Source organism: Angustibacter luteus, from assembly GCF_039541115.1.
GTDB classification, from domain to species: Bacteria; Actinomycetota; Actinomycetes; order Actinomycetales; family Angustibacteraceae; genus Angustibacter; species Angustibacter luteus.
This window is the reverse complement of sequence record NZ_BAABFP010000002.1, coordinates 54811-80827: the sequence shown is the minus strand read 5'-3', so window position 1 is coordinate 80827 and position 26017 is coordinate 54811. Positions and strand designations below refer to the sequence as shown.

Genomic DNA, 26017 nt, shown 5'->3' with positions numbered 1-26017 from the left:
ACCCCGCCCGTCGTAGCGTCAGCGTGCGTGGTCAGAGCCACGGTGGAGTTTGTGGGGGTGTCAGGACGGCGGCGGTGAGCAGGCGGCGCATGTGATCCTCCGGAAGCGTTTGGGCGCGGCGAATCGAAGCTAGCCACCCGGCTGCGAGATCGCCGGAACTTGGACCAACTGGTTGAGCTCGGTGGAGCACGCCTGCACCGTGACTGTTCCGGCGTAGCTATCCGACGACCTGACCCTAAAGTCGCCGGTTCGTGGAGGCCAGCTCAAGACTAAGGGCAGCGGTCGAACGTCCCGCGACCGCGCGCCTCGGGGTCTCGGCGGTATCGTCGCCCAGCGTGACGGGGATGTCCAGCGGCCGAGGACCTCAAGCACACGCGCGCCAGCCTGCACATCCGGCAAGGGACACTCGTCCGTGGCCATCACGCTGGACCGCTACGGTTTCTTGTACCCGGGCGACGTCCACCAGTTCGTCGACAGGTTGGGCGAGGCGGCTACCCGGGCCGGTGCGGACTACCTGCGGACCAGGGAGGCCGCTCGTGTGGTTGACCTGGGTCGTCGCGGTGGGTTGACGCCGTCTGACCTGGGCTCTTGTAGTTGACGGGGCGGTAGCTCAGCCGGTCAGAGCAGCGGACTCATAATCCGTCGGTCGTGGGTTCGAGCCCCACCCGCCCCACCCGAGAAACCGCGAGGACGGCGCCTCCGGCTGCGGCGCGTCGGCGTGCATTCTGTCGCTGCGCCCCTAGGGTCGGCCTCGTGATCTTGATCCTGATCATCCTCGCGATGCTGTGGTTCGCTGCCGGCACCGTGATCGCTGGTTTCCTCGGCGGCTGCGAGCGCCTGGATGCGATGCACCGGCGACCCCATGGTGCGAGCTAGCGCTGCGGAGACCGCGTGATCGGCCGAAGAGGGCTCGCCAGCACGCCGGGGTTCCGGGACGAAGGGCTCCCGTGGTGAGGTGACGATGGCACTGCCCACCGAAGGGAAGACGCGGAATGGGATCCATCGAGTCACGGGTGGACGCGCTCGTCGCCCAGATGACGCCGACCGAGAAGGCGGCTCAGCTCACCCAGTACTTCTACTTCCGGCTGCCCGCCGGGGCTGAGCCGCCCGCCGGCTTCGAGGCGGACGCCCAGCCGTTGATGGTGGAGTCGGCGCTGCGGGCCGGCGGGGCGAGCTCGCTGCTCTTTGTCACTGATCCGGCCGAGATCAACCGGCTGCAGCGGATGGCCGTGCAGGGCAACCGCCTCGGCATCCCGGTGCTGTTCGGTTTCGACGTCATCCACGGGCTCCGCACGATCTTGCCGGTGCCGATTGCGATGGCGGCCTCCTGGGACCCGGAGACCGTGGAACGAGGGCAGGCCGTGGCTGCCCGTGAGGCCCGCGCCGTCGGCATCCACTGGACCTTTGCACCCATGGTGGACATCGCCCGCGACCCGCGGTGGGGCCGGATGGTCGAGGGCGCCGGCGAGGACCCGTTCCTGGGCGCGGCGGTGGCGGCCGCCCAGGTGCGGGGGTTCCAGGGCACGGAGCTCGGCGCCCCCGAGCGGGTCATCGCTGGTCCGAAGCACTTCGCCGGCTACGGCGCCGCGCTCGGCGGCCGGGACTACGACGAGGTCAACCTCTCCGACTCCGAGCTGTGGAACGTGTACCTCCCGCCGTTCGCCGCCGCGGTCGCGGCCGGTGCCGGCAACGTGATGACCGCGTACATGCCGCTGAACGGGATCCCGGCCGGCGGCAACCACTGGCTGTTCACCGAGGTGCTGCGGGAGACCTGGGGCTTCGAGGGTTTCGTCGTCAGCGACGCGAACGTCGTGCGGAGCCTGGTCAACCACCGCTTCGCGGTCGACCTGCCCGATGCGGCGGCACGGGCGGTGAACGTCGGGGTGGACCTGGAGATGGCGATCGCGGACCCGGCGTTCGCGCACCTGCCCGAGGCGCTCGACTCCGGTGCGGCGAGCGCGCAGGCCGTGGACGCCAGCGTCCGGCGGGTGCTCGAGGCCAAGATCCGGCTGGGTCTGCTGGACGACCCGTACGTCGACGAGGACCGCGCGCGTGAGGTGCTCGCCGATCCCGCGCACCGGGACGTGGCCCGCACGGCGGCGGAGCGTTCCGCGGTCCTGCTGCGGAACGAGGGTGACCTCCTGCCGCTCGACATCAGCACCCTCGGCTCGGTGGCCGTGATCGGGCCGTTGGCCGATTCCCGTCGCGACATCCTCGGGCCGTGGGTGTTCGACTTCGACCTGGACGAGACGGTCACGGTGCTCGACGGCCTGCGCGCCCGAGCGGGCGACGCACTTCGGGTCGACTACGCCCAGGGTGTGCCGGTCGTCCAGCGCGAGTTCGCCTCGATGTTCGACATGTTCGGGCGGAACCGGCCGCAGGACCCCGAGGGCTTCGACGAGGAGGCCGAGCTCCGCCGGGCCGTCGACCTGGCCGCCGCCGCCGACGTCGCGGTCGTGGTGGTCGGCGAGTGGCAGAACATGATCGGCGAAGCGGCCTCGCGGTCGTCGCTGGACCTGCCCGGACGCCAGCTCGAGCTGCTGCAGGCCGTGGTCGGGACCGGCACGCCCGTGGTGCTCCTCGTGATGAACGGGCGTCCGCTCGACCTGCGGTGGGCCGCGGAGCACGTGCCGTCGATCCTGGACATCTGGTACCCCGGAACCCGCGGCGGCGAGGCCGTGGCGAACCTGCTCTTCGGCGACGTCGCGCCCGGCGGCAAGCTGCCGTTCACCTGGCCGCGGACGGTCGGGCAGGTGCCGATGATCTACTCCCACTCCAGGTCCCACGAGCCGGAGAAGCAGGCGCAGCGCTACTGGGACGAGGTCAGCACCCCCCTGTTCCCGTTCGGTTTCGGGCTCGGCTACGGCCGGATCGAGTACAGCGCCCTGGTCGTGGATCCGCCGACGGTGCCGACGCAGGGCACGGTCACGGTGTCGGTCGACGTCACCAACACGGGGGAGCGCGCGGGCGACGAGGTGGTGCAGCTCTACCTGCACCAGCGGTACGGGTCCGCTTCCCGCCCGGTCCGCGAGCTCAAGGGCTTCCAGCGCATCCGCCTCGAGGCGGGGCAGTCCCGCACGGTCCAGTTCACGGTCGGCCCGGACGAGCGGCGGTACTGGAACGCCGCCGTCCGGGACTGGGTGGGCGAGCCCACGACCTTCGACATCTGGGTCGGCGGCGACTCGGACGCCCCGCTGGTCGGAGAGCTCACGGTCACCGAGGACTAGCGACCTCAGCCGCGCGCCAGCGCGACGGTGAGGTCGAGGACGACGTCCGGGTCCTGGAGCCGGTCACCGTAGAGCTCGCGGATCTGGCCCATGCGGTAGCGGACGGTCTGCGGGTGCACGTGCAGCACCGCTGCGACGTCGTCCCGCCGACCCTGGTGCAGCAACCACTCGCGGAGCGTCTCGGCGAGCCGCTCGGCGGTGCTCGGTCGCACGCCGTCCAGCGGCGCGAGGGCGCGGCGGCGCAGGTCGGCCAGCGCCGCGGGGTCGCTGCTCACGACGAGCGCGGCGAGGTGCTGCTCGGTGTCGACCGCTGCCTCGCCCTGGCCGGGCTGATCGATGAGGCCGAGCCGTCGGGCGCGCAGCACCCGCAGGTACGACTCCCGGACGTCGGCCCACGGTCGGGCCGGTCCGGCGGTGGCGTCGTGGCCCTGCAGGGTGCGCAGGAGCGCGCGCCGACGCGGCCCGTCGGCGTCCGGCACGAGCAGGACGCCGAGCTCGGACTCGTCCTCGTCCGCCTGGAGGTCGGGCAGGTCCTCGTCCGGGCGCAGGGTGCGCGGATCGAGGGCGGTCAGCAGGGTGCGGACCCGCCCAGCCGGCAGGACGACGGCCGTGAGCGTGCGCGGGGGTGCCCAGTCAGCGCGCTCGGCCGCGGCGGCCAGGCGGTCGACCGGGTCGCCACGCAGCAGGCTGTGGCCGAGGCGCTGCAGGTACCGCTGTCGAACCCGCCCCGTGGTCGCCAGCTCGTCGGTGTGGCCCGCGACGCTGGCGGCGGACAGCTCGTCGATGTAGGCGAACACGAGGCCGGCGAACTTCGAGACGGTGCCGGCCGGCAGGCCCGCGTCGACGGCGGTCGCCGACAGGTCGCGCCAGGCGACGCGGGCGCCGACCCGATAGGCGGCGAGCAGGGCGTCCATGCTGCGCCCTCCGCGCGCCTCACCTCGGCCCAGTGCGTAGGCGCCCTCGAGGGCCGGTGCCATCGGCGTACCGGGGTCACCGGCCCGCGGCTGCCCGGCCAGGTTCAGGAACCCGCCGAGTGCGAGCTGCACCGCGGCCTGGATGGTGGCGCCCATCGGACCGGTGAACGCGCCGGCGTACCCAGGCACCTCCTCCGTGATCGCCCGGACCGTGTCCTCGGCGACCGCGGCAAGTCGGGACCGCAGGAGGTCGAGCGTGTCCTGGCCGAGCTCGAGCTCGGCCGCGCCACGTGCGGTGTGGCTGGGCTGCTGGGACGCGTCGTTCTCACTCATTGTTCGCTCCGCACAGTTTTGAGCCGTTGATTCACTTCCTGCGGTCATGAACTTACTCGCAGCGGGGCGCACCCTAGGTACATGGCCACTCTCTTGCGTGACCCCGGTGCCGCCGGCGGACCGCGACGCGGCTTGCGCGACCGGCTCTGGCGGGTGGCGGAGGCCGCGGCGTACCCACGTACCCCGGCGGACTACCTCGACATGTTCCGACCGCTGCGCGCCGGAGCGGACCTGCGCGCCCGCGTCGTCGAGGTCCGTCCCGAGACCGCGGACGCCGTGACCGTCGTGCTCCAGCCAGGGGCCGCCTGGCGCGGTCACCGGCCCGGCCAGTACGTCCGGGTGGGGCTCGACGTGGACGGCGTCCGGCTGTGGCGCTCGTACTCGCTCACCTCCGTGCCCGGCTCCGCCGACGGCCTCATCACGATCACCGCGCGGGCCGTGCCGGACGGCCTGGTCAGCGCCCACCTGGCCCAGCACCTGCGACCGGGCCAGCTGGTGCAGATCGACCAGGCCCTCGGCGACTTCGTGCTGCCCGACCCGGCGCCGGGCAAGGTCCTGTTCATCACCGGCGGCAGCGGCATCACCCCCGTGATGGGGATGCTGCGCGCCGGCCTCGACCGGCTGGACGACGTGGTGCTCGTGCACTCCGAGGCCAGCGCGGACGCCGTGATCTTCGGCGCCGAGCTGCGGTCCCTCGCCGATGCGGGGCGGCTGCGGCTGGTGGAGCAGCACACCGACGAGCACGGCCGGCTGGACGTCGCCGAGCTGGCGGCCCTGGTCCCCGACCTCGCCGAACGGCAGACGTGGGCGTGCGGCCCGGCCGGGCTGCTCGACGCGATCGAGGATCACTGGTCGACCCTCGGCCCGGACCAGCTGCACACCGAGCGGTTCCGTACCGCGCTCGCCGCACCGGGGGACGGCGGCACGCTGACCTTCAGCGGCAGCGGGACCGTACTCGAGGTGGACGGCGCCACCCCGATCCTGGACGCCGGCGAGCAGGCCGGCCTGCTGATGCCCTCGGGTTGCCGGATGGGGATCTGCTACTCGTGCGTCCTGCCGCTGCGCGAGGGGACGGTGCGCGACCTGCGCTCCGGCGACCTGACCACCGCCGCGCCCGGTGACGGCGTGCTCATCCAGACCTGCGTCTCGGCTGCGGCCGGGGCCTGCGACATCGACCTGTGACGGAGGACCAACCATGACCGTGATGCAGAGCAAGGCCGTGAGCCCGGTCGCGCACCTGACCGCCGAGGACGTCGAGGAGATCGGCCGGCGGCTCGACGCGATCCGCGCGGACGTCGTCGCCGCCCGCGGCGCCAGCGACGCGGCGTACATCCGACGGGTGATCGACGTGCAGCGCAAGCTCGAGCTCTCCAGCCGCGGGGTGCTGCTGTTCTCGCTGTTCCCGCCCGCCTGGTTCGTCGGCACGGTGGGACTGTCGGTGGCCAAGATCCTGGAGAACATGGAGATCGGCCACAACGTCATGCACGGCCAGTGGGACTGGATGCGTGACCCCAAGATCCACTCCACCACCTGGGAGTGGGACAACGCCTCGCCGTCCGAGCAGTGGAAGCACTCGCACAACGAGCTGCACCACACGTACACCAACGTGATCGGCCGGGACAACGACCTGGGCTACGGCATCATGCGGGTCGACGAGGACCAGCGCTGGTACCCGATCTACCTTGCCCAGCCGCTGTGGAACTTCCTCAACGCCTGCTTCTTCGAGTACGGCATCGCGGCGTACGACCTCGAGCTGGGCAAGAACCTGCGCTCGAAGAAGCGCCGGCAGAGCCCGGAGTTCAAGGCCCGGACCCGCCAGGTGCTGAAGAAGATCCGCAGCCAGGTCACCAAGGACTACGTCGTGCACCCGCTGCTGTCCGGCCCGTCGTTCCTGCACACGTTGGGCGCCAACGCGACGGCCAACCTCGTCCGCAACCTGTGGACCCACTCGGTGATCATGTGCGGGCACTTCCCCGAGGGTGTGCAGACCTTCGAGCGGCACTCGATCGATGGCGAGACCCGCGGCGAGTGGTACCTGCGCCAGATGCTCGGCTCGGCGAACATCTCCGGCGGCCGGGCGATGCACATCATGACGGGCAACCTCTCGTACCAGATCGAGCACCACCTGTTCCCCGACCTGCCGAGCAACCGCTACCAGGAGATCGCGCCGCAGGTGCAGGGCATCTTCGAGGAGTACGGCCTGACCTACACGACCGGCCCGCTGCCGAAGCAGGTCGCGTCGGCCTGGTCCAAGGTCATCCGCCTCGCCCTGCCCAACCGGTAGCCCTCCGGACGATTGACAACCCCTGCCTTCCCCTGCGTACCATGGTGGCCAATGTGACACCGGTGTCAGAAAGTTCGAACCTCGAGCGGCAAGCGACCGCTCACGGAGCAGGACCCGCTCTGGCGCAACGGGATCAATCGCACACAGGAGGAAGCGGTGCAGGGATCGTGAGTCGTCGACTGGTCGCGGGTCTGGACCTGGGCAGCACCGGGCTCAAGGTGCTCGTCGTGGACGAGGACGGCGCGGAGGTGCTCGTCCGGCAGTGCCCGACGCCGTGGCGCCAGGGTGCCAACGGGACCACGGAGATCGACGCCACGAGCCTCGTCGACAGCGTGCGCCAGCTGCTCACTGCCGCCGCCGCGCAGCTGCGCAAGAGCCCGGGCGAAGCCGACGCGTCCGTTGCCGCCCTGGCCGTGTCGGGCATGGGGGAGACCGGCTTCCTGGTGGATCGTCGGGGGCAGGCCGTCGCGCCGGGCTTCGCCTGGTTCGACCCGCGCGGGGTCGACCAGATCGACGCGCTGCCGATCGTCCTCCGGGCCCAGTTCGCCGGCCGGACGGGGCTGCCCGCCGGCGCCCAGGTCTCGGTCGCGAAGCTGCTCCACCTGCGGGACGCGGGCCTGGACCTGCGCGGCCTGCGCTGGTTCAACCTTCCCGAGTTCGTCGCCGCGGCCCTCGGGGCGGACGAGGTCAGCGAGTACTCGCTCACCTCACGGACCGGCCTGATCGACCAGGACACCGGGCAGCCCTGGCCCGAGCTCCTCGAGCACCTCGGAGTCGGTGCCGACCTGCTGCCCCCGCTCGTCGAGGCGGGCGCCAACCTCGGCGTCGCCGACGCGGACTGGGTCCCCGCTGGCTTCGACGGTGCGCGGGTCACGGTGGCCGGCCACGACCACCTGGTCTCGGCGGTCTCCGCCGGCGCGATCCCTGACGACCGCTACCACGTCTCGATGGGCACGGCCGAGGTGCTGCTGCGCGTCCTGGACGAGCCGCTGCCGTTCGCGGCCCGGGCCCGGCTGGCCGACCACCTGATCAACTGCGTGCGCCATGTCGTGCCAGGCAAGACGGTGGTCGTCGCCGGCGTGAAGACGGGGCTGCTGATGCGCCGCGCCCTGCTGCTGTCCGGGATCTCCGACCACGAGGGCCGCGACCGGCTGGACCGGGAGGCCTCCGCGCTCCCGCTCGACGGCGAGCTCGGCGACGGCGCCGTCGACGTCCGCGGTGCTCGCAACGACGACGGCGTGCTGTCCCTGACCGTCCGCGGTGACGGCGTCACCAGCGCGGAGCTGTTCAACGCCGTCCTGCGACACGGCAACGACGAGGTCCAGCTGCTCATCGAGGCCATGGACGCCGAGATCCCGCCCGCCCGCTCGACGCTGCTCACCGGCGGCTGGGCCGCGATGAAGAGCGTGCAGCGCGCACGCAGCACCGTCCTGCCCGGACTGATCGTGTCCGACCGCGCGCAGGACACGGCCTACGGAGCGGCGATGTTCGCCCTGGGCCTCCTCCAGACCACGAGCACCTGCTCGAACACCTGATGAATCGGAGAACCGCAATGAACGAACTCACGACGCTCGAGCGACGGGCCATGGCCGCCATCTCGACCGACTCGGGACGGATGCTGATCGTCGCCGCTGACCAGCGCAACGGGATGAAGGCCGTGATGACCGACGCGCCGGACGGGCCCGGCTCCGTGACGCTGGAGCAGCTCGCGGCCGCGAAGTCCGACCTCGTGCGGTACCTGGGCAACGAGGCGCCGGCGATCCTGCTCGACCCGGAGGTCGCGCTGCCCGCCCTGGTGGACGACGGGACGCTCGCCCGCGGAACGGCTCTCGTCGTCGGCATGGACGCCTCGGGCTTCGAGACGGTCGACGGCCTGAAGTACACGCACTTCGTCGAGGGAGTGACCGCCCGGACGGTGCGCGAGCTCGGCGGCGACGTCGCCAAGATGCTCTGGTACCTGCGGCCGGACAAGCAGGACGCCCAGTCCCGGGTGGGCGACGAGATCCGCGACCTGGTGAAGGCCTGCGAGGCCGAGGGGCTGCTGCTCATCGTCGAGATCCTCACCTACCGGCTCGAGGGTGAGAGCGAGGCCGACTACCAGGCGGCGTTCCCGCAGCTGGTGGCCGACGCCGCGCGCATCAGCGTCGAGTGCGGCGCCAAGGTGCTGAAGCTTCCGTACCCCGGCTCGGCCGAGGCCAGCGCTGCCGTCACGGCGGCTGCCGCAGGCGTGCCGTGGGCCGTGCTCTCGGCCGGCGTCGACCACGAGACGTTCATCAAGCAGGTGGCGATCGCCGTCGCCAACGGCGCCAGCGGGGCGATGGCGGGCCGCTCGCTGTGGAAGGACAGCCTCGCGGTGTCGCCCGAGACCCGGGAGGACCTGCTGACCACCCGGGCCCTGCCCCGCCTGCGCGAGCTCGCGGCGGCCGTCGAGGGTCCGCGAGCAGGGTGACTGAGCCGGTCGTCCGCGCCGTCCTCGTGACGGGTGCGCCGGGGGCCGGGAAGAGCACGGTGGGCGCCGTGCTCGCCCGGCGGCTCTCCGCGGCGCTGCTCGACCTGGACACCGCGACCGCCGACCTGACGGCGGTGGTCGCCGACCAGGTAGGCGTGCGCGACCTCGACGACCCGCGGCTGGCCCAGCTCACCCGACGGGCCCGGTACGAGGCGATCGTCTCGGTCGCGGTGGAGAACCTGCGGCTGGGCCTGAGCGTCGTCCTCGTCGCGCCGTTCACGACGGAGCGCCGGCACGGCGCGGCCTGGGCGGCGCTCGAGGCCCGCCTTCGCGCCGCCGGGGGGACGCCGTCCCTGGTGTGGCTGGACGTCGATGCCCCTGCGGTCGCGGAACGGCTGCGCCGGCGCGGCGCCGACCGTGACGCCTGGAAGGCCGAACGAGCACCTGGCGCGGTCGCGGTGGACCTGGCGCCGCCGGACGTCCCGCACCTTCGCGCCGACGCCGCCCGGTCGCCGGGCGAGATCGCCGAGGCGATTCAGCAGATGCTGCCCTGAGGGCTCTGGCATCGGTGTCATAGTGTCCCTGAGCCACCCGGTCGGAGGGAGAGTCCATCCATGGTCACGATGCGCGACGTCGCGCTGCACGCCGGCGTCAGCACCAAGACCGTCTCTCGGGTGCTGCGCAACGAGGGCTACGTCCGCGACCAGGTGCGCGAGCGGGTGCAGGCCTCTGTCAAGGAGCTCCAGTACGTCCCCAACTCGCTGGCGGTCAGCTTCCGGGCCGGTCGTGAGGCGGCCATCGGGGTCGCCGTGCCCGACGTCGCCGACCCGTTCTTCGCCCAGATCATCCGCGCGGTGGAGGCCGAGGCCAAGGCGCGGCACATCGGGGTCATCGTGAGCAGCCTCGGCAACGAGGCGGCGCACGAGCAGGAGGCCGTCGAGAACCTGCTGAAGCGCCAGATCGTGGGGCTCATCACGTGCCCCGTCGGCCCTGACCAGTCCTACCTGCGGCCCTGGCAGTCGCGGACGGCCATGGTGTTCATCGACCGGACCCCCGGCCGGCTCGTCGCGGACTCGGTGATCGAGGACGACCGCGGCGGCGGCGAGGTCGCGACCGCGCACCTGCTGGAGCTGGGTCACCGGCGGATCGCGTTCATCGGGGACGACTACCGGTTCCGCACGACCGCGCTGCGGCTCGAGGGCTACCGGGCCGCGCTGAGCTCGGCGGGGGCGCTGGCCGACGAGGCGCTCGTGTACCTCGGCGCGACCGACCCGCAGGCCGTGGACTCTGCGCTGCAGGCCTTGCGGTCCCTCCCCGATCCGCCCACCGCCATCTTCTCCTCCAACGCGCGCTGCACGCTGGACGTCGTCCCGGCGCTGCGCCGGCTGTACTGGCAGGACGTCGGGCTGGTCAGTTTCGGCGACTTCCCGATGGCGGAGTCGCTGACCCCACCGGTCACCGTGATCGACCAGGACCCGGCGGGGGTCGGGCGCTTCGCGGCGGAGCGGCTCTTCGCGCGGATCGAGTCACCGGACCGCCGGATGCGCCGGCGGACCGTCCTGCCGGTCAGCCTCGTGGTGCGCGACTCCGGCATGACTCACGCTCGACCAGCCTGACGGGCAGCACGGTCCGGCGCCGGTACCGGCGCTGCGGGTGGGCCAGCCGGTCGAGCACCCGTTGGGCGGCAAGGGTTCCCAGGGCGGCGGGGTCCTGGTCGACGACCGTGATGGCGGGCGTGAGCATGTCCGCCATCGGGAAGTCACCGAAGCCCGCGACAGTGAGCCCGCCGGTCCGGATGAGGGGGACCAGGCTCATCGTGGCCCGGGCGTTGGAGGAGAACAGCGCCGTGGGTCCGTCGGCCAGCCCCGCGAGCGCCGTGCAGGCCGCGGCAGCGGACGCCCGGTCGAAGGCGCCGAGCGCGACGAGGTCGTCATCGGCCTCGATTCCTGCCTCGTCGAGCGCGGCCCGGTAGCCGGCGAGCCGGCCGCTCGTCGTCGGGATGCTCGCGTCGTCGCCGACGAAGCCGATCCGGACGTGGCCGTGCCCGACCAGGTGCGTCGTGGCCTGGTGGGCGCCGGCGTGGTCGTCCTCGGTGAATGAGTCGGCGAGCACGCCGGTGGGCTGACGGTCGACGAACACCAGTGGCGTGCGATCGGTCCACGAGCCCAGGTACGACTGGTCGTGCGAGAGCGGCGCGATGATCAGGCCGCTCAGTGCCTGCCGCAGCAGCGACTGCACGATCCGCGGTTCGCGCGTCCCGTCGTCCCCCAGGCTGGTGATGACGACGGACATGTCGTGCTGCGCCGCCAACGTCTCGATCGCCTTGGCGATGGCGCCGAAGAACGGGTCGGCGATGTCCGGGACGGCGACCCCGATGACCGGTGCGCGCCCGGACCGGAAGGTGGTGGCGAGCGTGTTCGGCACGTAGCTGAGCTCGCGCAGCGCCGAGTCGACCCGCTCCTTCGTCTCGGGGCGTACGTGCGGGTCGTCGTTGAACACCCGGGAGACGGTCTTCGCGCTGACCCCTGCGAGGGCCGCCACGTCCCGCATGGTCGCCATCCTCGGTCCCCCTTCCCGGTGGTGCGGAGCGTGTGGTCAGCGGGCGGTGTAGCCACCGTCGATCGGCAGGCAGACGCCGGAGATCATCGACGCGGCGTCACTGAGCAGGAACGTGATCGGCGCGGCGATCTCGTCCTCGGTGGCCCACCGGCCGAGCGGCATCGCCTCCAGGAACGGGCCCTCGATCTCCGGGCGGCCCCAGTACCAGGCCGACATGGGGGTCATCACCACGGTCGGGTTCACGCTGTTGACCCGGATGTCGTACCGACCCAGCTCGAGGGCGCTGACCCGGGTGATGTTGTCCACCGCCGCCTTGGACGACCCGTACGAGATGTGACCGGACAGGGCGACGAGGCCGGCCTGGCTGGACACGTTGACGATCGAGCCGCCGCGGCCGAGCCGGATCATCGAGCGCGACACGTACTTGGTGACCAGCAGCGTGCCCCGGGCGTTGATCGCGATGACCTGGTCGAACACGTCGATGTCGGTGTCCATCGGCGTGGCGATCTCGCCGCCCCAGCCGCCGCAGTTCACCACTCCCCACACGTCGAGCCCGTCCAGGGCGTCGCGCACGCTGTCCTCCGACGTGAGGTCGAACGGGAGCGTCCGGGCGCCGGTCTCGGCGGCGATGGCCTCGAGCCCGTCCGAGGAACGGCCGCTCGCGACGACGTCCGCACCAGCCCGCACGAGATGGCGGACGGTGGCTCCTCCGATGCCTCCGCTGGCGCCGGTCACCAGGATCGTTCGGCCGTCGAAATCCGTCATGGGAGCATCCTCAGCTTGCGGTGGAAGGCCTGCTCGGGGACTGCGCCGCGCAGCTGCCGGCCTTGTCGGACGCCGTCAATGTAGCCCAGAAGCGACCGTCATGTCACCGGTGACATCGATATTTATGTCACCGGTGACAGAAACCCTTGACACCGGTGACATGGAGGAATAGGTTCCTCGTCAACTCGATACCGACGGATCGACCTCGAGCCCGTTCGAGGCCACTCGCAGCCCGGTGATCCAGTCGCCCGGCTGGTGCCCTTCCCGGATCTGAACCGTCCCACCCATCGAAGGAGCGCTGACGATGACGTCGACGAGCACGTCCACTCCCATTCTCGAGGCCCGCGGGATCACCCGCAGCTTCGGAGCCGTGCGAGCCCTCGACGGGGCCGACTTCGACGTGCACGCCGGCGAGGTGGTCGCCCTGATCGGTGACAACGGCGCCGGCAAGTCCACGATGGTGAAGGCGATGTCGGGCAACCTGGCCCTGGACGCCGGATCCATCCTCTTCAACGGCACCGAGGTCGACCTCAGCTCGCCGAGCGTGGCCAGCCACCTGGGGATCGAGACCGTCTTCCAGGACCTGGCCCTCGCCCCGCACCTCACCCCGCCGCAGAACATGTACCTGGGCCGCGAGATCCCGGCTCCCGGGTTCCTCGGTCACTTCGGGTTCCTGGACAACAAGACGATGCGGGCCAAGTCGAAGGTGGCGTTCGACGAGCTCGGCGCGACGGTCCGCAGCTTCACCAGCCCGGTCGGCAGCATGTCGGGTGGTCAGCGCCAGGCGATCGCCATCGCCCGCGCCGTCGCGTGGGCCAAGGGCGTCGTGTTCCTCGACGAGCCCACCGCTGCCCTCGGCGTGGTGCAGACCAAGAACGTGCTGGAGACGATCCGCCGGGTTCGCGACAAGGGCGTCGGCGTCGTCTTCATCAGCCACTCCATGCCGCACGTGATCGAGGTGTCGGACCGCGTGCAGGTCCTGCGGCTCGGCCGGCGGGTGGCCACCTTCCAAGCCAAGGACACCAGCGTCGAGCAGCTCGTCGGCGCCATGACCGGGGCCCTAGACGCAGGAGCCAAGTGATGAGCGACAGCATGCCGGCCAAGAACGCGACCGCCGACGCCGTCGGGGCCCCCGCGGACGCACAGCCCTCGGGTGAGCCCCGCAGCGAGGCGGCGGTCAGCCCCGACGCCGCCCTGTCCTCGCACGACACCAGCGGGGGTGTGCGCGGCCTGCTGGGCCGGGTCGTCAAGGTCCAGTCGTTCCAGATCCTGCTCGTCCTGTTCGCGATCTTCCTGATCTTCGCGGCGCTCGCCCCGGACACGTTCCCCACCTGGGCGAACATGCGACTGGTGATCCAGAACGTCTCGATCCTCGCGGTGCTCGGCGTCGGCATGACCTACGTGATCATCACCAGCGGCATCGACCTGTCCATCGGCTCGGTGCTCGTGTTCTCCGGCGTCGTCGCCGCGAAGGCGATGCAGGCCTCCGGTGGCGACGGGTGGGGGACGGCCATCCTGGGCATCGTCCTGTCCGTCATCTGCGGGATCCTGTGGGGCGTCCTGAACGGGTACCTCATCGCCAAGGCGAAGGTGCCGCCGCTGATCGTGACGCTCGGCACCCTGAGCGGGGCGCTTGGTCTGGCCCAGGTGATCACCGACGGCGTCGACATCCGCGAGGTGCCGTCGGTCCTGGCCACCAACATCGGCTACGGGAACATCCCCGGGACGACCATCCCGACCATCTCGGTCATCGCCCTGGTCTTCGTCATCGTCTTCGGGATCATCCTGCACAAGACGAAGTTCGGCCTGTACACCTACGCCGTCGGCTCCAACGAGGAGTCGGCGCGACGGGTCGGCGTCAAGGTCGACAAGCACCTGATCCTGATCTACGCCCTGTCCGGCGCGATGGCCGGCGTCGCGGGCATCCTGTCCCTCGCCCAGTACTCGACGACCGCGATCGCCGGTCAGTCCAACACCAGCCTGGCGGTCATCGCGGCCGTCGTCATCGGCGGGACGAGCCTGTTCGGCGGCATCGGCACCATCTTCGGCACGGTCGTCGGCCTGTTCATCCCGGCGATCCTGCAGAACGGCTTCGTGATCACCGGCGTCCAGCCCTTCTGGCAGCAGGTCGCTGTCGGCGCCGTCCTCGTCGTCGCGGTCTACATCGACCAGCGCCGCCGGGCGGCCGCCTCCCGTGCCTCTGGCACTGGCAAGCGCTCGCTCGCACACCTGTTCCGACGGTCCGCGTGAGAACGCCGTCGCAGCTGCACCGAACCAGTCACCCCGACGGCGCCACCGGCGCGCACCACCCGACACCCCGGAGGAAGCACATCATGAAGACCACCACCAAGCTCGTGCCGCTGCTCGTCGTGAGCGCCGTGGCGCTCAGTGCGTGCGGCGGGAACGACAGCGACAGCGCGGGCTCGAGCGGCGCCAAGAAGCTCAGCTTCATCCAGGGCGTCGCCGGTGACGAGTTCTACGTCACCATGCAGTGCGGCATCGAGGCCGAGGCGAAGAAGAAGGGCGTCACGGTCAACACCCAGGGACCGGCGAAGTTCGACCCGACGCTGCAGAAGCCGATCGTCGACTCCGTCGTGGCCAGCAAGCCCGACGCGATCCTGATCGCCCCCACGGACGTCTCGGCCATGCAGGCACCGCTGCAGGCCGCCGCGTCGCAGAAGATCAAGGTCGTGCTCGTCGACACCACCGTCAACGACCCGTCGTTCGCGGTCTCCCAGATCGCCTCCGACAACGAGGGTGGTGGGGCGGCCGCGTTCAAGGCCATCTCCGACCTGAACCCCAATGGCGGCAAGATCCTCATCATGTCGACCGACCCCGGCATCTCCACCGTGGACGCCCGGGTCAAGGGTTTCGAGACGGCGGCCAAGGCCGACTCCAAGTTCAACTACCTCGGCGTCCAGTACAGCCACAACGACACCGCGACGGCCGCCCGGCTGATCACGGCAGCGCTGGCCAAGGACCCTGACATCGTGGGCGTCTTCGCCACCAACACCTTCTCCGCGGCCGGTACGGCCACCGGCGTCCGGCAGGCCAACAAGCAGGACCAGGTCAAGGTCATCGGCTTCGATGCCGGTCCGGACCAGGTCGGCCAGCTGAAGGACGGCACCGTCCAGGCGCTCATCGCCCAGGACCCGTACCAGATCGGCGTCGACGGCGTGGACCAGGCGGTCGCCTCCCTGACCGGCGGCGCGACCGAGGCGAAGATCCAGACCGGGTTCCACATCGTCACCAAGGACAACGTCGACGGTGAGGGCGCCCAGTACCTGTACAAGTCCAGCTGCTGAACGGACCTTCGGTGAAGCGGCACGCGGTTTCCCTGCCCCGGCGGGGGAGCCGCGTGCCGTCCGTGTCGGCAGACCGTCTGGAGACCAGGACATGACCCACCTCGATGCGGCCGGACTCAGCGACATCGCTGGGGGAGTGCCGGTTCCGGCGTACGACCGCGACGCCGTGGCGGCCGGCATCGTGCACTTCGGAGTCGGCGCGTTCCACCGCGCCCACCAGGCGATGTACGTCGACCGGCTGCTGTCCAACGGCCAGTCGCACTGGGGCATCTGCGGCGTCGGCGTGCTGGCCGGGGATCGCACCATCGCCGACGTCCTCGACGAGCAGGACGGCCTCTACACGCTGCTCACGGTGTCCCCGGACGGCGTGACCGACGCCCGGGTGATCGGCTCGCACGTCGCCCACCTGCACGCACCGGACGACCGGCAGGCCGTCGTGGACCGGCTCGCCGACCCCGCGACGCACATCGTCTCCCTGACGATCACCGAGGGTGGGTACGGGATCGACGACGCCACCGGCGAGTTCGACCCGCACGACCCGGCGACCTTGGCGGACCTCGCGGACCTGGCGGACCTGGGGGACCTGACCGACGCCGCCGGCGTCGAGCCGCCGTCCAGTGTCCTCGGTCTGGTCGTGGCCGGGCTGTCCGCCCGGCGAGCCGCCGGGACCGCGCCGTTCACGGTGCTGTCGTGCGACAACATCCAGGGGAACGGGCACGTGGCCGAGCAGGCGGTGACGGCCTTCGCCCGTCGCCGCGATCCCCACCTGGCGGAGTGGATCTCCGAGCACGTCGCGTTCCCGAGCTCCATGGTCGACCGGATCACCCCCGCGACGACGGACGAGACCGTGGCCGCGGTGGCGGCCCTCGGCGTCCAGGACCGCTGGCCGGTCCGGTCGGAGTCGTTCACCCAGTGGGTCCTCGAGGACCGCTTCAGCGACGGTCGCCCCGCCCTGGACGCCGTCGGCGTGCAGCTCGTGGACGACGTCCTGCCGTACGAGCTGATGAAGCTGAGGCTGCTCAACGCGTCCCACCAGGCGATGGGCTACCTGGCCGTCCTGGCCGGCGAGACCTTCGTCCACGACGTGTGCCGGGACCCGCTGTTCGCCGGGTTCCTGCTCGACTACATGCACCACGAGGCGATCCCGACGCTGCGGGACGTGCCCGGCATCGACGTCGACGCCTACTGCGACCAGCTGATCGCGCGGTTCAGCAGCGAAGCCATCCGCGACACGCTGGGACGCCAGGTCGTGGACGGGTCCGACCGGATCCCCAAGTTCCTGTTGCCGGTGGTGCGCGACCAGCTCGCCGCCGGGAGGTCGATCGCCCGGAGTGCCCTCGTGCTGGCGGCCTGGTGCCGGTTCCTGGAGGGCGTGGACGATGCCGGTGCACCGATCTCGGTGCAGGACAAGCGGATCGACGGTTTGCTCCGCGCCGTGGCGGCCGAGCAGGACGAGCCCGGAGCCTTCCTGGACTACCCTCCGGTGTTCGGCGACCTCGGCGCGGATCCGGTGCTGCGGGCCGCGTTCGCCGACGCCCGGACCAGCCTGCAACGACACGGCGCACGAGGCGCCATCAAGAGCCTGACGTGAACGATCCAGCGCAGCGAGAAGGGACGGCGTCATGACCATCGTGATCGGCTACCTACCCACCCCCGAGGGCGAAGCGGCGCTCGAAGCCGCGATCGTCGAGGCGCGCCGGCTCGCGGCGGGCCTCGTGGTCGTCAGCGGCGTCGACGCCGTGAGTGACAGCGACTTCGACATCTCGCCCGAGCAGCACGCGGACGCGCTCAGCGACAAGCTTGACCGGCTGGACCTCCAGAACGTCGTCGTCCCGCACGACCCGACCGCCGACCCGGCCACCGAGATCCTGACCCAGGCGCGCTCGCGCGACGCCTCGATGATCGTGATCGGGCTGCGCCGGCGCACCCCCGTGGGCAAGCTCATCCTGGGCAGCACCGCCCAGCGCATCCTGCTGGAGGCGGACTGCCCGGTCCTCGCGGTCAAGCGAGCCGGCGTCGGCTAGGGCCGCCAGACCAGCGGGATCACCCCGATCGCGACCGCGAACCACCACAGCATCACCGGCAGGCCGAGCTTCCAGTAGTCGCCGAACCGGTAGCCGCCGGGCGTCATGATCATCATGTTGCCCGGGGTGGCGATCGGGGTGAGCAGGGCGGCGCAGCCGGCGACGGCGACCAGCATCAGCACGGGCTGGACCGAGGTGCCGGTGGCCTGCGCGGCCGCCACCGCGATCGGCGTGACCACGAGCACCGTCGCGGTGTTGCTCACCACCTGCCCCAGGGTGGCGGTCAGGACGAACAGCGCGACGAGCAGCAGGTACGGGCTGCCGCCGCCGACCAGGTCGATGATCCAGCCCGAGACCAGGTCCGCCGCTCCGCTGCTCTGGATCGCGGTGGACAACGGGATCATCGCGCCGACCAGCACCACGGTCTGCCACGAGACGGAGCGGTAGGCCTGCGGGACGGTCACGACCCGGGCCAGCACCATCGCCAGCGCGGCGGCCAGTCCGGCGATCGCGGGCGGGACCTGTCCCGAGGCGAGCATCGCCACCAGCCCGGCCAGCACCACGACCGCCCGGGTCGCCTTCGGCCCCCACGGCACGGCCTGCCGTCGCACGACGTCAGGGGAGTCCACCAGCAGCACGTCCCGGTCCCGGTTCAGCTGGTCGAGCGCCGACCAGCGCCCGTGCAGGAGGATCGCGTCACCCTCGGCGAGCTCCAGCGGACCGCTGCCCAGGTCCTTGCCGAGCCGCTGGACGGCCAGGATCACCAGCTCGTGCTGGCGCTGCATCCCCGGGTAGACCGTCTCGCCGACCAGTCGGGAGCGTGGTGGCACAACGACCTCGGCCACGCCACCCTCGCGGGTCAGGAGGTCCGCGGCGTCGGCCGAACCAGTCATGTGCACCGCCAGGCCCTCAGCGAGCGCGAAGTGGGTGACCTCGGACGGCGGGCCGGTCACCACGAGGACGTCGTCGTCGTGCACCTCGCCCAGGACAGACGAACCGGCGTGGTCCTCCACCGCGATCAGCGCGACCCCCGGGTACCCGGCGAGGTCGACGTCCGCGGGGGACCGCCCGATCAGCGCCGAGCGGGTGCGCACCCGCAGGCGGTTGAAGCCGTCGGTGAGCTCGTAGTGCGCCTCCAGGGTCTGCGCGTGCTCGCCCAGGTCGGGAGCCGCGTGCTCCGGTGTCGTGCGGGGCAGCAGTCGGGGCCCGAAGACCGCACAGATCGTCACGGTGCCGGCCAGCAGCGGTAGGCCGACGAGGGCGAACGAGAAGAAGGGGAACGCGGGTGCTCCGGCGTCCTGCGCGGCCTCGGACACGATGATGTTGATCGGGCTGCTCATCAGCATGAGCAAGCCGCCGCAGCTGCCGGCGAACACCATCGGCAACAGCAGCTGGGACGGGGACTGCTGGATCCGCATCGCGAGGAGCACGACCAGGGGGAGCAGTGCGGCGACGGCGCCGTTCAGGGTGATGAAGGACGCGAGCAGGGCCGACAGCAGCGAGACCGCCACCAGCACCCGGGTGTGGGCGGTGCCGGCGCGCGCGATCAGCGCCTGACCGGCCCAGGTCGTCACACCGGTGGAGTCGATTCCCTCGCTGACCACGAACAGGGTGGCGATGAAGATCACCACGGGGTCACCGAAGCCCGACACCGCCTCGTTCGCCGTGACCAGGCCGGTCGCCCACAGGCCGAGGGCAGCCAGGATCGCCACTGCGCCCACGGGGAGGCGGTTCCAGATGAACAGGGCCACGACCGCGGCGAGGACGAGCAGCGCCGTGGTGGCGTCATCCATCGGGGCCGCCGCGGGTCAAGGCAGGTGGACGGGCGCGCCGGGTCCCCAGTCGATGCCGATGAGGTACCAGCCGACGAAGAACAGGATCCAGGTCACCAGCACGATGACGGTGTACGGCAGCATCATCGAGACGACGGTGCCCATCCCTGCGTTGGCGCGGTAGCGCTGGCAGACCAGGATGATGAAGGGCAGGTAGACCATCAGCGGCGTGATCACGTTCACCGGCCCGTCGCCCACCCGGTAGGCGGCGATCACGGTCTGGGGTGCGATGCCCAGGTTGTAGAACAGCGGTACGAAGATCGGCGCGATGATGGCCCACTTGGGAATCACGCCGGGCATGATGATGTCGATCACGAACACCAGCACGATGAACCCGACCAGCAGCGGCAGCGCGCCGATGTCGGCCCGGCCCAGCAGGTCGGCCAGCGACGTGGCGGCCAGCCGGGACATGTTGGAGTAGTTGAAGAACGCGATGAACTGGGCGATCAGCAGCATCAGGAAGATCAGCCCGCCGAGACCGTTGAAGGTCTTGGTGATGGCATTGACCACGTTGGTGCTGCCGGTCAGCGTCGACGCCCCGCGCCCGTAGCCCAGGCCCGCGGCCAGGAACAGCATCGAGATGATGAAGAGCAGGCTGCTCATGAAGGGGGAGTTGCCGAAGATCTCGCCGGTCTCGGGGTTGCGCAGGGGAGCGTTCGGCAGGAACGTCAGCAGCGAGATGATCGCCGCGGCGCCCAGGGTGTAGAGCCCGGCGAGCTTCAGGCCGCGGGACTCGTGGGACAGCTCGTCCCCGGTGGGCACGTGGTCGACCGGGGCGTCGGCCGGCCGCTCGGCCGGGTCCCACGTCCCGAGCCGCGGCTCGACGTACTTCTCGGTCAGGACCGTCATGACCAGTGCGCAGAAGATCGTGGACCCGATCGAGAAGTACAGGTTCTGGGTCACGTTGAGCGCTGGGGCGTTCGGCGCGACGCCGGCGATGATCTCGTTGCTGACCTCGGTGATGATGCCGTCGGCGGGCGTGATGAGGATGTTCACGAAGAACGCCGCGCTGACCCCGGCGTAGGCGGCCGCGATGCCGGCCAACGGGTGCCGGCCCATGCTGACGAACGCGGCGGCTCCCAACGGGATCAGCACGAGGTACCCGGCGTCCGAGGCGACGCTGGAGATGCCGCCGAGCAGCACGATGATGAACGTGATCGCCGACGCGGGCGCGACCTGCACCATCTTGCGGATCAGGGCGGCGATCAGCCCCGCCTCCTCCGCGACGCCGACGCCGATCATCGCGACCAGGATCACGGCGACCACACCGAAGTCGTTGAAGTTCTGCACGACGGTGGTGAACATGTGCCGGATGCCGTCGGCGCTGAGCAGGCTCTTGGCCTCGATGGTCTCGGTCTTGACGTCGTACTCCGGGACCGCCTGCTCCGGCGGGCGCTCCACCGAGGGGTACGTCGAGCCGGCGTCGGTGTCGGTCTGGGTGACCGTCGTTCCCTGCGGCTCGGCCACCTCGGTCGTCACGCTGACCCCGGCCCAGGCCAGGATCGCGGACAGGATGATCACGCCGAAGATCAGCCCGAGGAAGATCATCGCGGGGTGCGGGATCTTGTTGCCCACCCGCTCGATCCAGCCGAGCAGCCCGCGCGACTCCGCCGACTCCGCCGACTCAGCCGGCTCCGGTGACTTCGCGGGCTCAGCCGCTGCCGAGTCGCTCATGACGACGCTCCGCTCGGGACCTCGAACCGGGTGGCGAGCTCGATGAGCAGCTTGGCACCGAAGCCACTGGCTCCCTTGTTGCGCCACGTCCGGACGGCTGGTTGCTGGGCGGTGCCGGCGATGTCCACGTGCGCCCACGGGACCCCGGACACGAACTCCTCGAGGAACAGCGCGGCGGTGATCGACCCCGCGTTCGCGCCGCCCATGTTGGTCAGGTCGGCGATGCCCGACTCCAGCTGCACGCGGTAGGGCCGGTAGAGGGGCAGCTCCCACAGCGGCTCGTCCGCGATGTCGCCGGCCGTCTCCAGCTGTCCGATGAGGTCGTCGTCGTTGCCCATCACGGCCGCGATCTCCACCCCGAGGGCGCGCAGCGCGGCACCGGTGAGCGTGGCGACGTCGACGATGGCGTCGACGCCGTCCTCGACGGCCAGGCAGAGCCCGTCGGCCATCACCAGCCGACCCTCGGCGTCCGTGTTGAGCACCTCGACCGTCGTGCCGTTGCGCATCGTCAGCACGTCGCCCAGCTTCATCGCCGACCCCGAGGGCATGTTGTCCGTGCAGCACAGGTACGCCGTGACCGCCGACGCGCAGCCCAGGGCCTGCAGGGCGGTCATGGCGCCCAGGATCGCTGCGGCGCCGGTCATGTCGTTCTTCATCTGCGCGTGCGACTCGTCACTCGGCTTGAGGCTGATGCCCCCCGAGTCGTACATGATTCCCTTGCCCACCAGGGCCAGGTGGCCGGTCGCCGCGGCCGGCGAGTAGCGCAGCCGGATCAGCCGCGGCTCGTCGATGCTGCCGAGGTTGACCCCCAGGATGCCGCCGCAGCCCATCTCGATGAGCTGCTGCTCGTCGAAGACCTCGACCTCCAGGCCGGCCGGCGGGCCGAGCTCCTGGGCCACCTGCGCCATCCGGACGGCGGACAGCGTGGTCGCCGGGCAGTTCGACAGGTCCCGGCTGATCGCGGCTGCGGCGGCGATCACCAGGCCGCGCTCGACCCCGGCCCGCACGTCCTCGGCCACGGCCTCCGGGGCGACGATCGTCAGGGCCGTCAGCAACGGCTCGTCGCCGCCCGAACCGACGAAGAAGCGCCAGCGGGCCAGCAGGACGCCCTCGACGACGACCTGGGCGAAGTCGCCCGGGGAGACGGCGAACTCGCCCGCGGGGAGCTCGACCGCCAAGGTCTTGTGCTGCGGAACGGCGCGGGCGAAGTCGGCGGCCAGGTCGCGAACCGTCGTCAGATCCAGGTCACTCGCGTCGCCGACGCCCAGCGCGACGAGCGCGCGGCCGTCGGCGCCGGGGATCACCAGGGTCTGGTTGCGCTTGGCGGTGAACCCGGCGACGGCCAGGCTGGCGGCGTCGTGCCCGAGGTCCGGTGGCGGCTCGGAGCCGAGCGAGACCGGGACGGCGAGCGCCGCGACGTCCGCCACGCCGGGCAGGGTGGTCACGACCGTGACGGACGCCGGATGCCGGGTCGACGGCACCGGATCGAAGTTGCCTCGTGCTGGGTTGTCCCCCATCGTCGCCTCCACACTCACTCTGGCAGAGCAGTCATGTGGCAGCAAGGGTCATCGATGATCTTGGTCGGCGGTCGTCAGGTCAGTGCCTGCGAGGCCAGCAGGTCCAGTCCCAGGCGCCGGGCCAGGTACTGCGCGGCCAGCTGCCCGCGCACGCTGTTCCCGGTCGGGTCCAGCAAGGGGGAGTAGGTGCCGAGGGCACCCTTTCCGGGGGACACGGTGACGATCCCGCCGCCGATCCCGCTCTTGCCGGGCATCCCGACGTCGAACAGCCAGTCACCGGAGGTCTCGTAGAGCCCGGCGATGGTCATCACGGCCAGCGTCGCGTGGGCGGTCTCGGCATCCACGACGCGTTCGCCGGTGAGCGGGTTCATCCCGCCGTCGGCGAGCGTGGCGCCCATGACCGCGATGTCCAGGGCGCTGACCGACAGGCAGCTCTGCCGCGTGTAGAGGTCGACCACGTCCCCCGGATCGCCGTCCAGCGCACCGAGTTCCTTCAGCATGTTCGCCAGTGCGCGGTTGCGGTGGTTGCTGGCGCGCGCGGACGCCAGCGTCGCGTCGTCCAACTGCAGGTCGTGGCCGGCGAACCGGGAGAGCCCCTCGACCAGGCGAGACCACTGGGCCTCCACGTCGCCGCCCCGAGCCAGTGCGGTGGTGGCGATCGCGCCGGGGTTGACCATGGGGTTGGTGCGCCCCGACGGATCCCGCTCGACGGCGTGCGCCGAGTTGAAGGCCAGGCCGGTCGCGTTGACGCCGACCCGGCGGCGCAGCTCCTCGATGCCCACCGCCTCGCCGACCAGCGCGTACACGAAGGGCTTGGCCACGCTCATGATGGTGAACGGGCTGCGCGCGTCGCCGGACGCGACCACGTCCCCGCTGGCCGACACGACACAGAGCCCGAACGCGGACGGGTCAGCCTCGGCCAGTGCCGGGTAGACCGCCGACAACCGGCCGCTGTCGTCGTCCGCGAAGAGCGCCCGGGCCTCGTCGACGATCGCCTGGACGGACGTGCGCTCGGGGAGGCGGCCCGCGGAGACGTAGCGCGCGGGGTGCGTGTCGGACACGTCGGCAGACTAGACGGTCGTCGGCCGCTGCTGGGTGCTTACCGCTGCCGCCCCGACGAGGCCTGAACACTGCCAGGCCTCGTCGGGTACCGCCGGTCAGCGGTCGAAGTAGCCCTTCAGGTGACGCAGCAGCCACTCCTCGATGCTCAGCCCGCGGCGTGCTGCGGCGCGGGCCACCCGAGCGGCGACGACCGGGTCGGCGTTGAGGAACGTGGCGGAGTCGGGGACGGGCGTCGGGTCCGGGGTCGGCGCCGGCGCCGTGGCCGGGACCAGGATCGTGACGTCGCCCTGGCGGTCGAGCAGCTTGCCCCACGTGGCTGCCGTCATGTGGAAGCGGCCGTCCACGCCCCAGCCGTCACCCCACGAGTTGGTCAGGCCGATCTTGCCGGTCGCGGCGTCGTACTCGTCGACCACGATCTCGTGGCCGCCGCGCACCTCGCCGCTGATCTCTACGGTGCCGTCCGCACTCGGGCGGTCGAACCCGGCGAACCACTCGACGCCGGTGATGACCGGCCCGTCCTGCAGCGCGTCCAGCGCGTCGGCCAGGCTGAACGCGTGGCGGTACCCGGAGATCAGGCCGAGGCTCTGGGCCACCTTGGCGACGGACAGGCCGTCCGAGCCGGTGTCGTCCGGGGGGTACTCCCCGTCGTACGGGTCGATCTTGGTGGCGGCCGAGTAGATCTCGACGGCCTTGTCCTCGTCGAGGGTGGTGCCCTGGGGCAGGCCGCCGAACAGCGGGTCGGTGGCCAGTGCGCCGGTCAGGGCGTTGCCCGTGCAGGAGCCCAGGCTGCCCTGGTCGAACACCGGGACGTGCCGGGTGTGCCGCACGGACTGCAGGGTGCGGCCCGTGCTGAGGTGCGCGTAGGCGCGCGAACGGGGGTCGTGGTTCACGTGCCGGCCGAGCGGGTGCTCACCGTCGGTGCTCGTGTGGATCGTGCGGTACGTCATCGTCTGGCCTTCCGTCGACAAGGGTGTTCAGAACCACAGATCGCGGCGGCGCCCCGGTTGATACCGGATGCGGTGATGAGTTTCGCGGTGCGGAAGGAGGTCAGTCGCTCGCACGTCGAGCGGCGCGGCCAGGGTCCGGAGGGCCGTTCTCTCGCCACAGCGCCAGGTAGCGCGCTGGGTTGGTCGTCTCGAGGTACTCAACGTACTGGATCATGGACAGCGACGTCCTGAGCTTGTGCCGAGCGACCCCGAGGTCGGCGGCGAGCCGCTGGCCGCGTCCGGAGCCGATCGGCGCCAGCGCCACGAGGCCCTCGAGTCGCAGCACCTCCGCGCGAGCGAGCCGCTCCGTGCGCGCCCGCTCCAGCTCCCACCCCGAAGGCGGCTCCGACATCCGTTGAGTTTCCTCTCGCCGCACCGGCCCAGTAAACCGCAGAGCGGGAGCGGGCAGGCTCAATTGGCAGCGCCCGACCCCACGATCGTGGCAACGTCGCATCACTGGCGATGCGAGGTTGCCACGATCTGGTGCGGGGTGCGGGCTAGCGGGTCGTCACGGTCCTCAGCTGGACGAGCGACTCGCGCATGACCTGAGCGAGCGGACGGTCGACCGGGTCGTTGACCCAGCGATCGAAGGCAACCCGGAACACGGCGACGCCGGCCTCGGCGGCCAGGCTGGCGTCCGGCTCGGGGACGCCGCGGCGGCGCAGCCCGTCGCCCAGCGCGTGTGCCAGCGACGCCATCTTGATCAGCTCGCGCTCGCGCAGCTCGGCGTTGGCGGCGATGACGGACTGCCGCTGTCGGGAGTAGTCGCGACGGTCGCCGAGGAAGTCGGCGGCGGCATCGAGGGCAGCAGCCACCGCCTGCATCGGCGAGGCGTCCGGCGCCGCGTCGTCCAGAGCGGCGACGAGGCTGTCCTGCAACGACTCGGACCCGGCGAACAGCACCTCGCGCTTGTCGGCGAAGTACCGGAAGAAGGTCCGCGCGGTCAGTCCTGCGCGGTCAGCGATCGCGGCCACCGTCGTCTGGTCGTACCCGCGCTCCACGTACAGCTCCATGGCCGCTTGGCGGAGCCGACCGCTCGCACCCGGCTCCCATCGACCCATGACGGGCAGTGTAGGTGATGTCATG

24 protein-coding genes and 1 tRNA gene are annotated in these 26017 nt (G+C 71.2%); 14 read left to right on the top strand and 11 right to left on the bottom strand.

Going from position 1 to position 26017, the window contains the following annotated elements:
- Positions 1-599: 599 nt before the first annotated feature.
- From ABEB17_RS00430 to bglX, 3 genes are all read left to right on the top strand, one after another.
- Positions 600-673: transfer RNA gene (locus tag ABEB17_RS00430), tRNA-Ile, on the top strand.
- Between the two features lie 80 nt (positions 674-753).
- A complete protein-coding gene (locus ABEB17_RS00425; protein ID WP_345714582.1) occupies positions 754-876 on the top strand; it encodes a hypothetical protein in 123 nt (40 codons plus the stop codon).
- 116 nt (positions 877-992) lie between these two features.
- Positions 993-3227 carry a beta-glucosidase BglX gene (gene bglX / locus ABEB17_RS00420; RefSeq protein WP_345714581.1) on the top strand — a complete coding sequence of 745 codons (2235 nt, stop codon included), beginning with the start codon at positions 993-995 and terminating at the stop codon, positions 3225-3227.
- A 5-nt stretch (positions 3228-3232) separates the two neighbouring features.
- Here bglX and ABEB17_RS00415 read toward each other — a convergent pair whose 3' ends face one another.
- The gene (locus ABEB17_RS00415; protein WP_345714580.1) at positions 3233-4474 is read right to left on the bottom strand and encodes a PucR family transcriptional regulator; all 1242 of its coding nucleotides are present in this window, start codon (positions 4472-4474) and stop codon (positions 3233-3235) included.
- A gap of 81 nt (positions 4475-4555) precedes the next feature.
- Between ABEB17_RS00415 and ABEB17_RS00410 the strand changes: the two genes are divergently transcribed.
- From ABEB17_RS00410 to ABEB17_RS00385, 6 genes are all read left to right on the top strand, one after another.
- Complete coding sequence (locus tag ABEB17_RS00410; RefSeq protein ID WP_345714579.1) at positions 4556-5656, top strand: ferredoxin reductase; 1101 nt, start codon at positions 4556-4558, stop codon at positions 5654-5656.
- Between the two features lie 13 nt (positions 5657-5669).
- Entirely contained in the window at positions 5670-6758 is a 1089-nt protein-coding gene (locus tag ABEB17_RS00405) for a fatty acid desaturase family protein (protein ID WP_345714578.1), read from the top strand.
- Between the two features lie 167 nt (positions 6759-6925).
- Positions 6926-8293, top strand: coding sequence for an FGGY-family carbohydrate kinase (locus ABEB17_RS00400; RefSeq protein WP_345714577.1), 1368 nt, complete (start codon positions 6926-6928; stop codon positions 8291-8293).
- A gap of 17 nt (positions 8294-8310) precedes the next feature.
- A complete protein-coding gene (locus ABEB17_RS00395) occupies positions 8311-9207 on the top strand; it encodes a tagatose-bisphosphate aldolase (protein ID WP_345714576.1) in 897 nt (298 codons plus the stop codon).
- Entirely contained in the window at positions 9204-9761 is a 558-nt protein-coding gene (locus ABEB17_RS00390; protein ID WP_345714575.1) for a P-loop nucleotide/nucleoside kinase family protein, read from the top strand. The genes ABEB17_RS00395 and ABEB17_RS00390 overlap by 4 nt, the downstream gene beginning before the upstream one ends.
- Positions 9762-9821: 60 nt before the next feature.
- Positions 9822-10823, top strand: a complete 1002-nt coding sequence (locus ABEB17_RS00385; protein WP_345714574.1) for a LacI family DNA-binding transcriptional regulator — start codon at positions 9822-9824, stop codon at positions 10821-10823.
- On the opposite strand, the gene ABEB17_RS00380 is transcribed toward ABEB17_RS00385, so the two are convergent.
- The 3 genes from ABEB17_RS00380 to ABEB17_RS00370 all read right to left on the bottom strand — a co-directional run bounded on the left by ABEB17_RS00380 (position 10774) and on the right by ABEB17_RS00370 (position 12852).
- A complete protein-coding gene (locus tag ABEB17_RS00380) occupies positions 10774-11766 on the bottom strand; it encodes a LacI family DNA-binding transcriptional regulator (protein WP_345714573.1) in 993 nt (330 codons plus the stop codon). The genes ABEB17_RS00385 and ABEB17_RS00380 overlap by 50 nt on opposite strands.
- Before the next feature lie 36 nt (positions 11767-11802).
- Entirely contained in the window at positions 11803-12531 is a 729-nt protein-coding gene (locus ABEB17_RS00375; protein WP_345714572.1) for an SDR family oxidoreductase, read from the bottom strand.
- 180 nt (positions 12532-12711) lie between these two features.
- Complete coding sequence (locus ABEB17_RS00370; RefSeq protein ID WP_345714571.1) at positions 12712-12852, bottom strand: hypothetical protein; 141 nt, start codon at positions 12850-12852, stop codon at positions 12712-12714.
- On the opposite strand from ABEB17_RS00370, the gene ABEB17_RS00365 reads away from it, so the two are divergent.
- The 5 genes from ABEB17_RS00365 (at position 12836) to ABEB17_RS00345 (ending at position 17860) form a co-directional block, all read left to right on the top strand.
- On the top strand, positions 12836-13612 hold the full coding sequence (locus ABEB17_RS00365; protein WP_345714570.1) for an ATP-binding cassette domain-containing protein: 777 nt from the start codon (positions 12836-12838) through the stop codon (positions 13610-13612). The genes ABEB17_RS00370 and ABEB17_RS00365 overlap by 17 nt on opposite strands.
- A complete protein-coding gene (locus ABEB17_RS00360; protein WP_345714569.1) occupies positions 13612-14781 on the top strand; it encodes an ABC transporter permease in 1170 nt (389 codons plus the stop codon). Before ABEB17_RS00365 ends, ABEB17_RS00360 begins: the two co-directional genes overlap by 1 nt.
- Positions 14782-14864: 83 nt before the next feature.
- Positions 14865-15836: an ABC transporter substrate-binding protein gene (locus tag ABEB17_RS00355; RefSeq protein WP_345714568.1), complete on the top strand. Its 972-nt coding sequence runs from the start codon at positions 14865-14867 to the stop codon at positions 15834-15836.
- Positions 15837-15927: 91 nt separating this feature from the next.
- Complete coding sequence (locus ABEB17_RS00350) at positions 15928-17427, top strand: mannitol dehydrogenase family protein (protein ID WP_345714567.1); 1500 nt, start codon at positions 15928-15930, stop codon at positions 17425-17427.
- A 31-nt stretch (positions 17428-17458) separates the two neighbouring features.
- The gene (locus ABEB17_RS00345; protein ID WP_345714566.1) at positions 17459-17860 is read left to right on the top strand and encodes a universal stress protein; all 402 of its coding nucleotides are present in this window, start codon (positions 17459-17461) and stop codon (positions 17858-17860) included.
- On the opposite strand, the gene ABEB17_RS00340 is transcribed toward ABEB17_RS00345, so the two are convergent.
- The 7 genes from ABEB17_RS00340 to ABEB17_RS00310 all read right to left on the bottom strand — a co-directional run bounded on the left by ABEB17_RS00340 (position 17857) and on the right by ABEB17_RS00310 (position 25992).
- Positions 17857-19653: an SLC13 family permease gene (locus ABEB17_RS00340; protein WP_345714565.1), complete on the bottom strand. Its 1797-nt coding sequence runs from the start codon at positions 19651-19653 to the stop codon at positions 17857-17859. The genes ABEB17_RS00345 and ABEB17_RS00340 overlap by 4 nt on opposite strands.
- A 15-nt stretch (positions 19654-19668) precedes the next feature.
- Positions 19669-21366, bottom strand: a complete 1698-nt coding sequence (locus tag ABEB17_RS00335) for an AbgT family transporter (protein WP_345714564.1) — start codon at positions 21364-21366, stop codon at positions 19669-19671.
- Entirely contained in the window at positions 21363-22847 is a 1485-nt protein-coding gene (locus ABEB17_RS00330; protein WP_345714563.1) for a leucyl aminopeptidase family protein, read from the bottom strand. Before ABEB17_RS00330 ends, ABEB17_RS00335 begins: the two co-directional genes overlap by 4 nt.
- Positions 22848-22957: 110 nt before the next feature.
- Positions 22958-23944 (bottom strand): glutaminase A, encoded by a 987-nt coding sequence (glsA, locus tag ABEB17_RS00325; RefSeq protein WP_345714562.1) that lies wholly within the window; start codon positions 23942-23944, stop codon positions 22958-22960.
- Between the two features lie 96 nt (positions 23945-24040).
- On the bottom strand, positions 24041-24892 hold the full coding sequence (locus tag ABEB17_RS00320) for a hypothetical protein (RefSeq protein ID WP_345714561.1): 852 nt from the start codon (positions 24890-24892) through the stop codon (positions 24041-24043).
- 100 nt (positions 24893-24992) lie between these two features.
- Positions 24993-25283 (bottom strand): hypothetical protein, encoded by a 291-nt coding sequence (locus ABEB17_RS00315; RefSeq protein WP_345714560.1) that lies wholly within the window; start codon positions 25281-25283, stop codon positions 24993-24995.
- Positions 25284-25428: 145 nt separating this feature from the next.
- Positions 25429-25992 carry a TetR/AcrR family transcriptional regulator gene (locus ABEB17_RS00310; RefSeq protein ID WP_345714559.1) on the bottom strand — a complete coding sequence of 188 codons (564 nt, stop codon included), beginning with the start codon at positions 25990-25992 and terminating at the stop codon, positions 25429-25431.
- Positions 25993-26017: the final 25 nt, after the last annotated feature.

Bases quoted from the DNA above. Each gene is read 5' to 3' on its own strand.
- bglX (WP_345714581.1), top strand. From the start codon at position 993: ATGGGATCCATCGAGTCACGGGTGGACGCGCTCGTCGCCCAGATGACG.
- ABEB17_RS00385 (WP_345714574.1), top strand. From the start codon at position 9,822: ATGGTCACGATGCGCGACGTCGCGCTGCACGCCGGCGTCAGCACCAAG.
- ABEB17_RS00335 (WP_345714564.1), bottom strand. From the start codon at position 21,366: ATGAGCGACTCGGCAGCGGCTGAGCCCGCGAAGTCACCGGAGCCGGCT.
- ABEB17_RS00395 (WP_345714576.1), top strand. From the start codon at position 8,311: ATGAACGAACTCACGACGCTCGAGCGACGGGCCATGGCCGCCATCTCG.
- ABEB17_RS00315 (WP_345714560.1), bottom strand. From the start codon at position 25,283: ATGTCGGAGCCGCCTTCGGGGTGGGAGCTGGAGCGGGCGCGCACGGAG.
- ABEB17_RS00360 (WP_345714569.1), top strand. From the start codon at position 13,612: ATGAGCGACAGCATGCCGGCCAAGAACGCGACCGCCGACGCCGTCGGG.
- ABEB17_RS00320 (WP_345714561.1), bottom strand. From the start codon at position 24,892: ATGACGTACCGCACGATCCACACGAGCACCGACGGTGAGCACCCGCTC.
- ABEB17_RS00350 (WP_345714567.1), top strand. From the start codon at position 15,928: ATGACCCACCTCGATGCGGCCGGACTCAGCGACATCGCTGGGGGAGTG.
- ABEB17_RS00365 (WP_345714570.1), top strand. From the start codon at position 12,836: ATGACGTCGACGAGCACGTCCACTCCCATTCTCGAGGCCCGCGGGATC.
- ABEB17_RS00345 (WP_345714566.1), top strand. From the start codon at position 17,459: ATGACCATCGTGATCGGCTACCTACCCACCCCCGAGGGCGAAGCGGCG.
- ABEB17_RS00355 (WP_345714568.1), top strand. From the start codon at position 14,865: ATGAAGACCACCACCAAGCTCGTGCCGCTGCTCGTCGTGAGCGCCGTG.
- ABEB17_RS00410 (WP_345714579.1), top strand. From the start codon at position 4,556: ATGGCCACTCTCTTGCGTGACCCCGGTGCCGCCGGCGGACCGCGACGC.
- ABEB17_RS00380 (WP_345714573.1), bottom strand. From the start codon at position 11,766: ATGGCGACCATGCGGGACGTGGCGGCCCTCGCAGGGGTCAGCGCGAAG.
- ABEB17_RS00340 (WP_345714565.1), bottom strand. From the start codon at position 19,653: ATGGATGACGCCACCACGGCGCTGCTCGTCCTCGCCGCGGTCGTGGCC.
- ABEB17_RS00375 (WP_345714572.1), bottom strand. From the start codon at position 12,531: ATGACGGATTTCGACGGCCGAACGATCCTGGTGACCGGCGCCAGCGGA.
- ABEB17_RS00310 (WP_345714559.1), bottom strand. From the start codon at position 25,992: ATGGGTCGATGGGAGCCGGGTGCGAGCGGTCGGCTCCGCCAAGCGGCC.
- ABEB17_RS00415 (WP_345714580.1), bottom strand. From the start codon at position 4,474: ATGAGTGAGAACGACGCGTCCCAGCAGCCCAGCCACACCGCACGTGGC.
- ABEB17_RS00405 (WP_345714578.1), top strand. From the start codon at position 5,670: ATGACCGTGATGCAGAGCAAGGCCGTGAGCCCGGTCGCGCACCTGACC.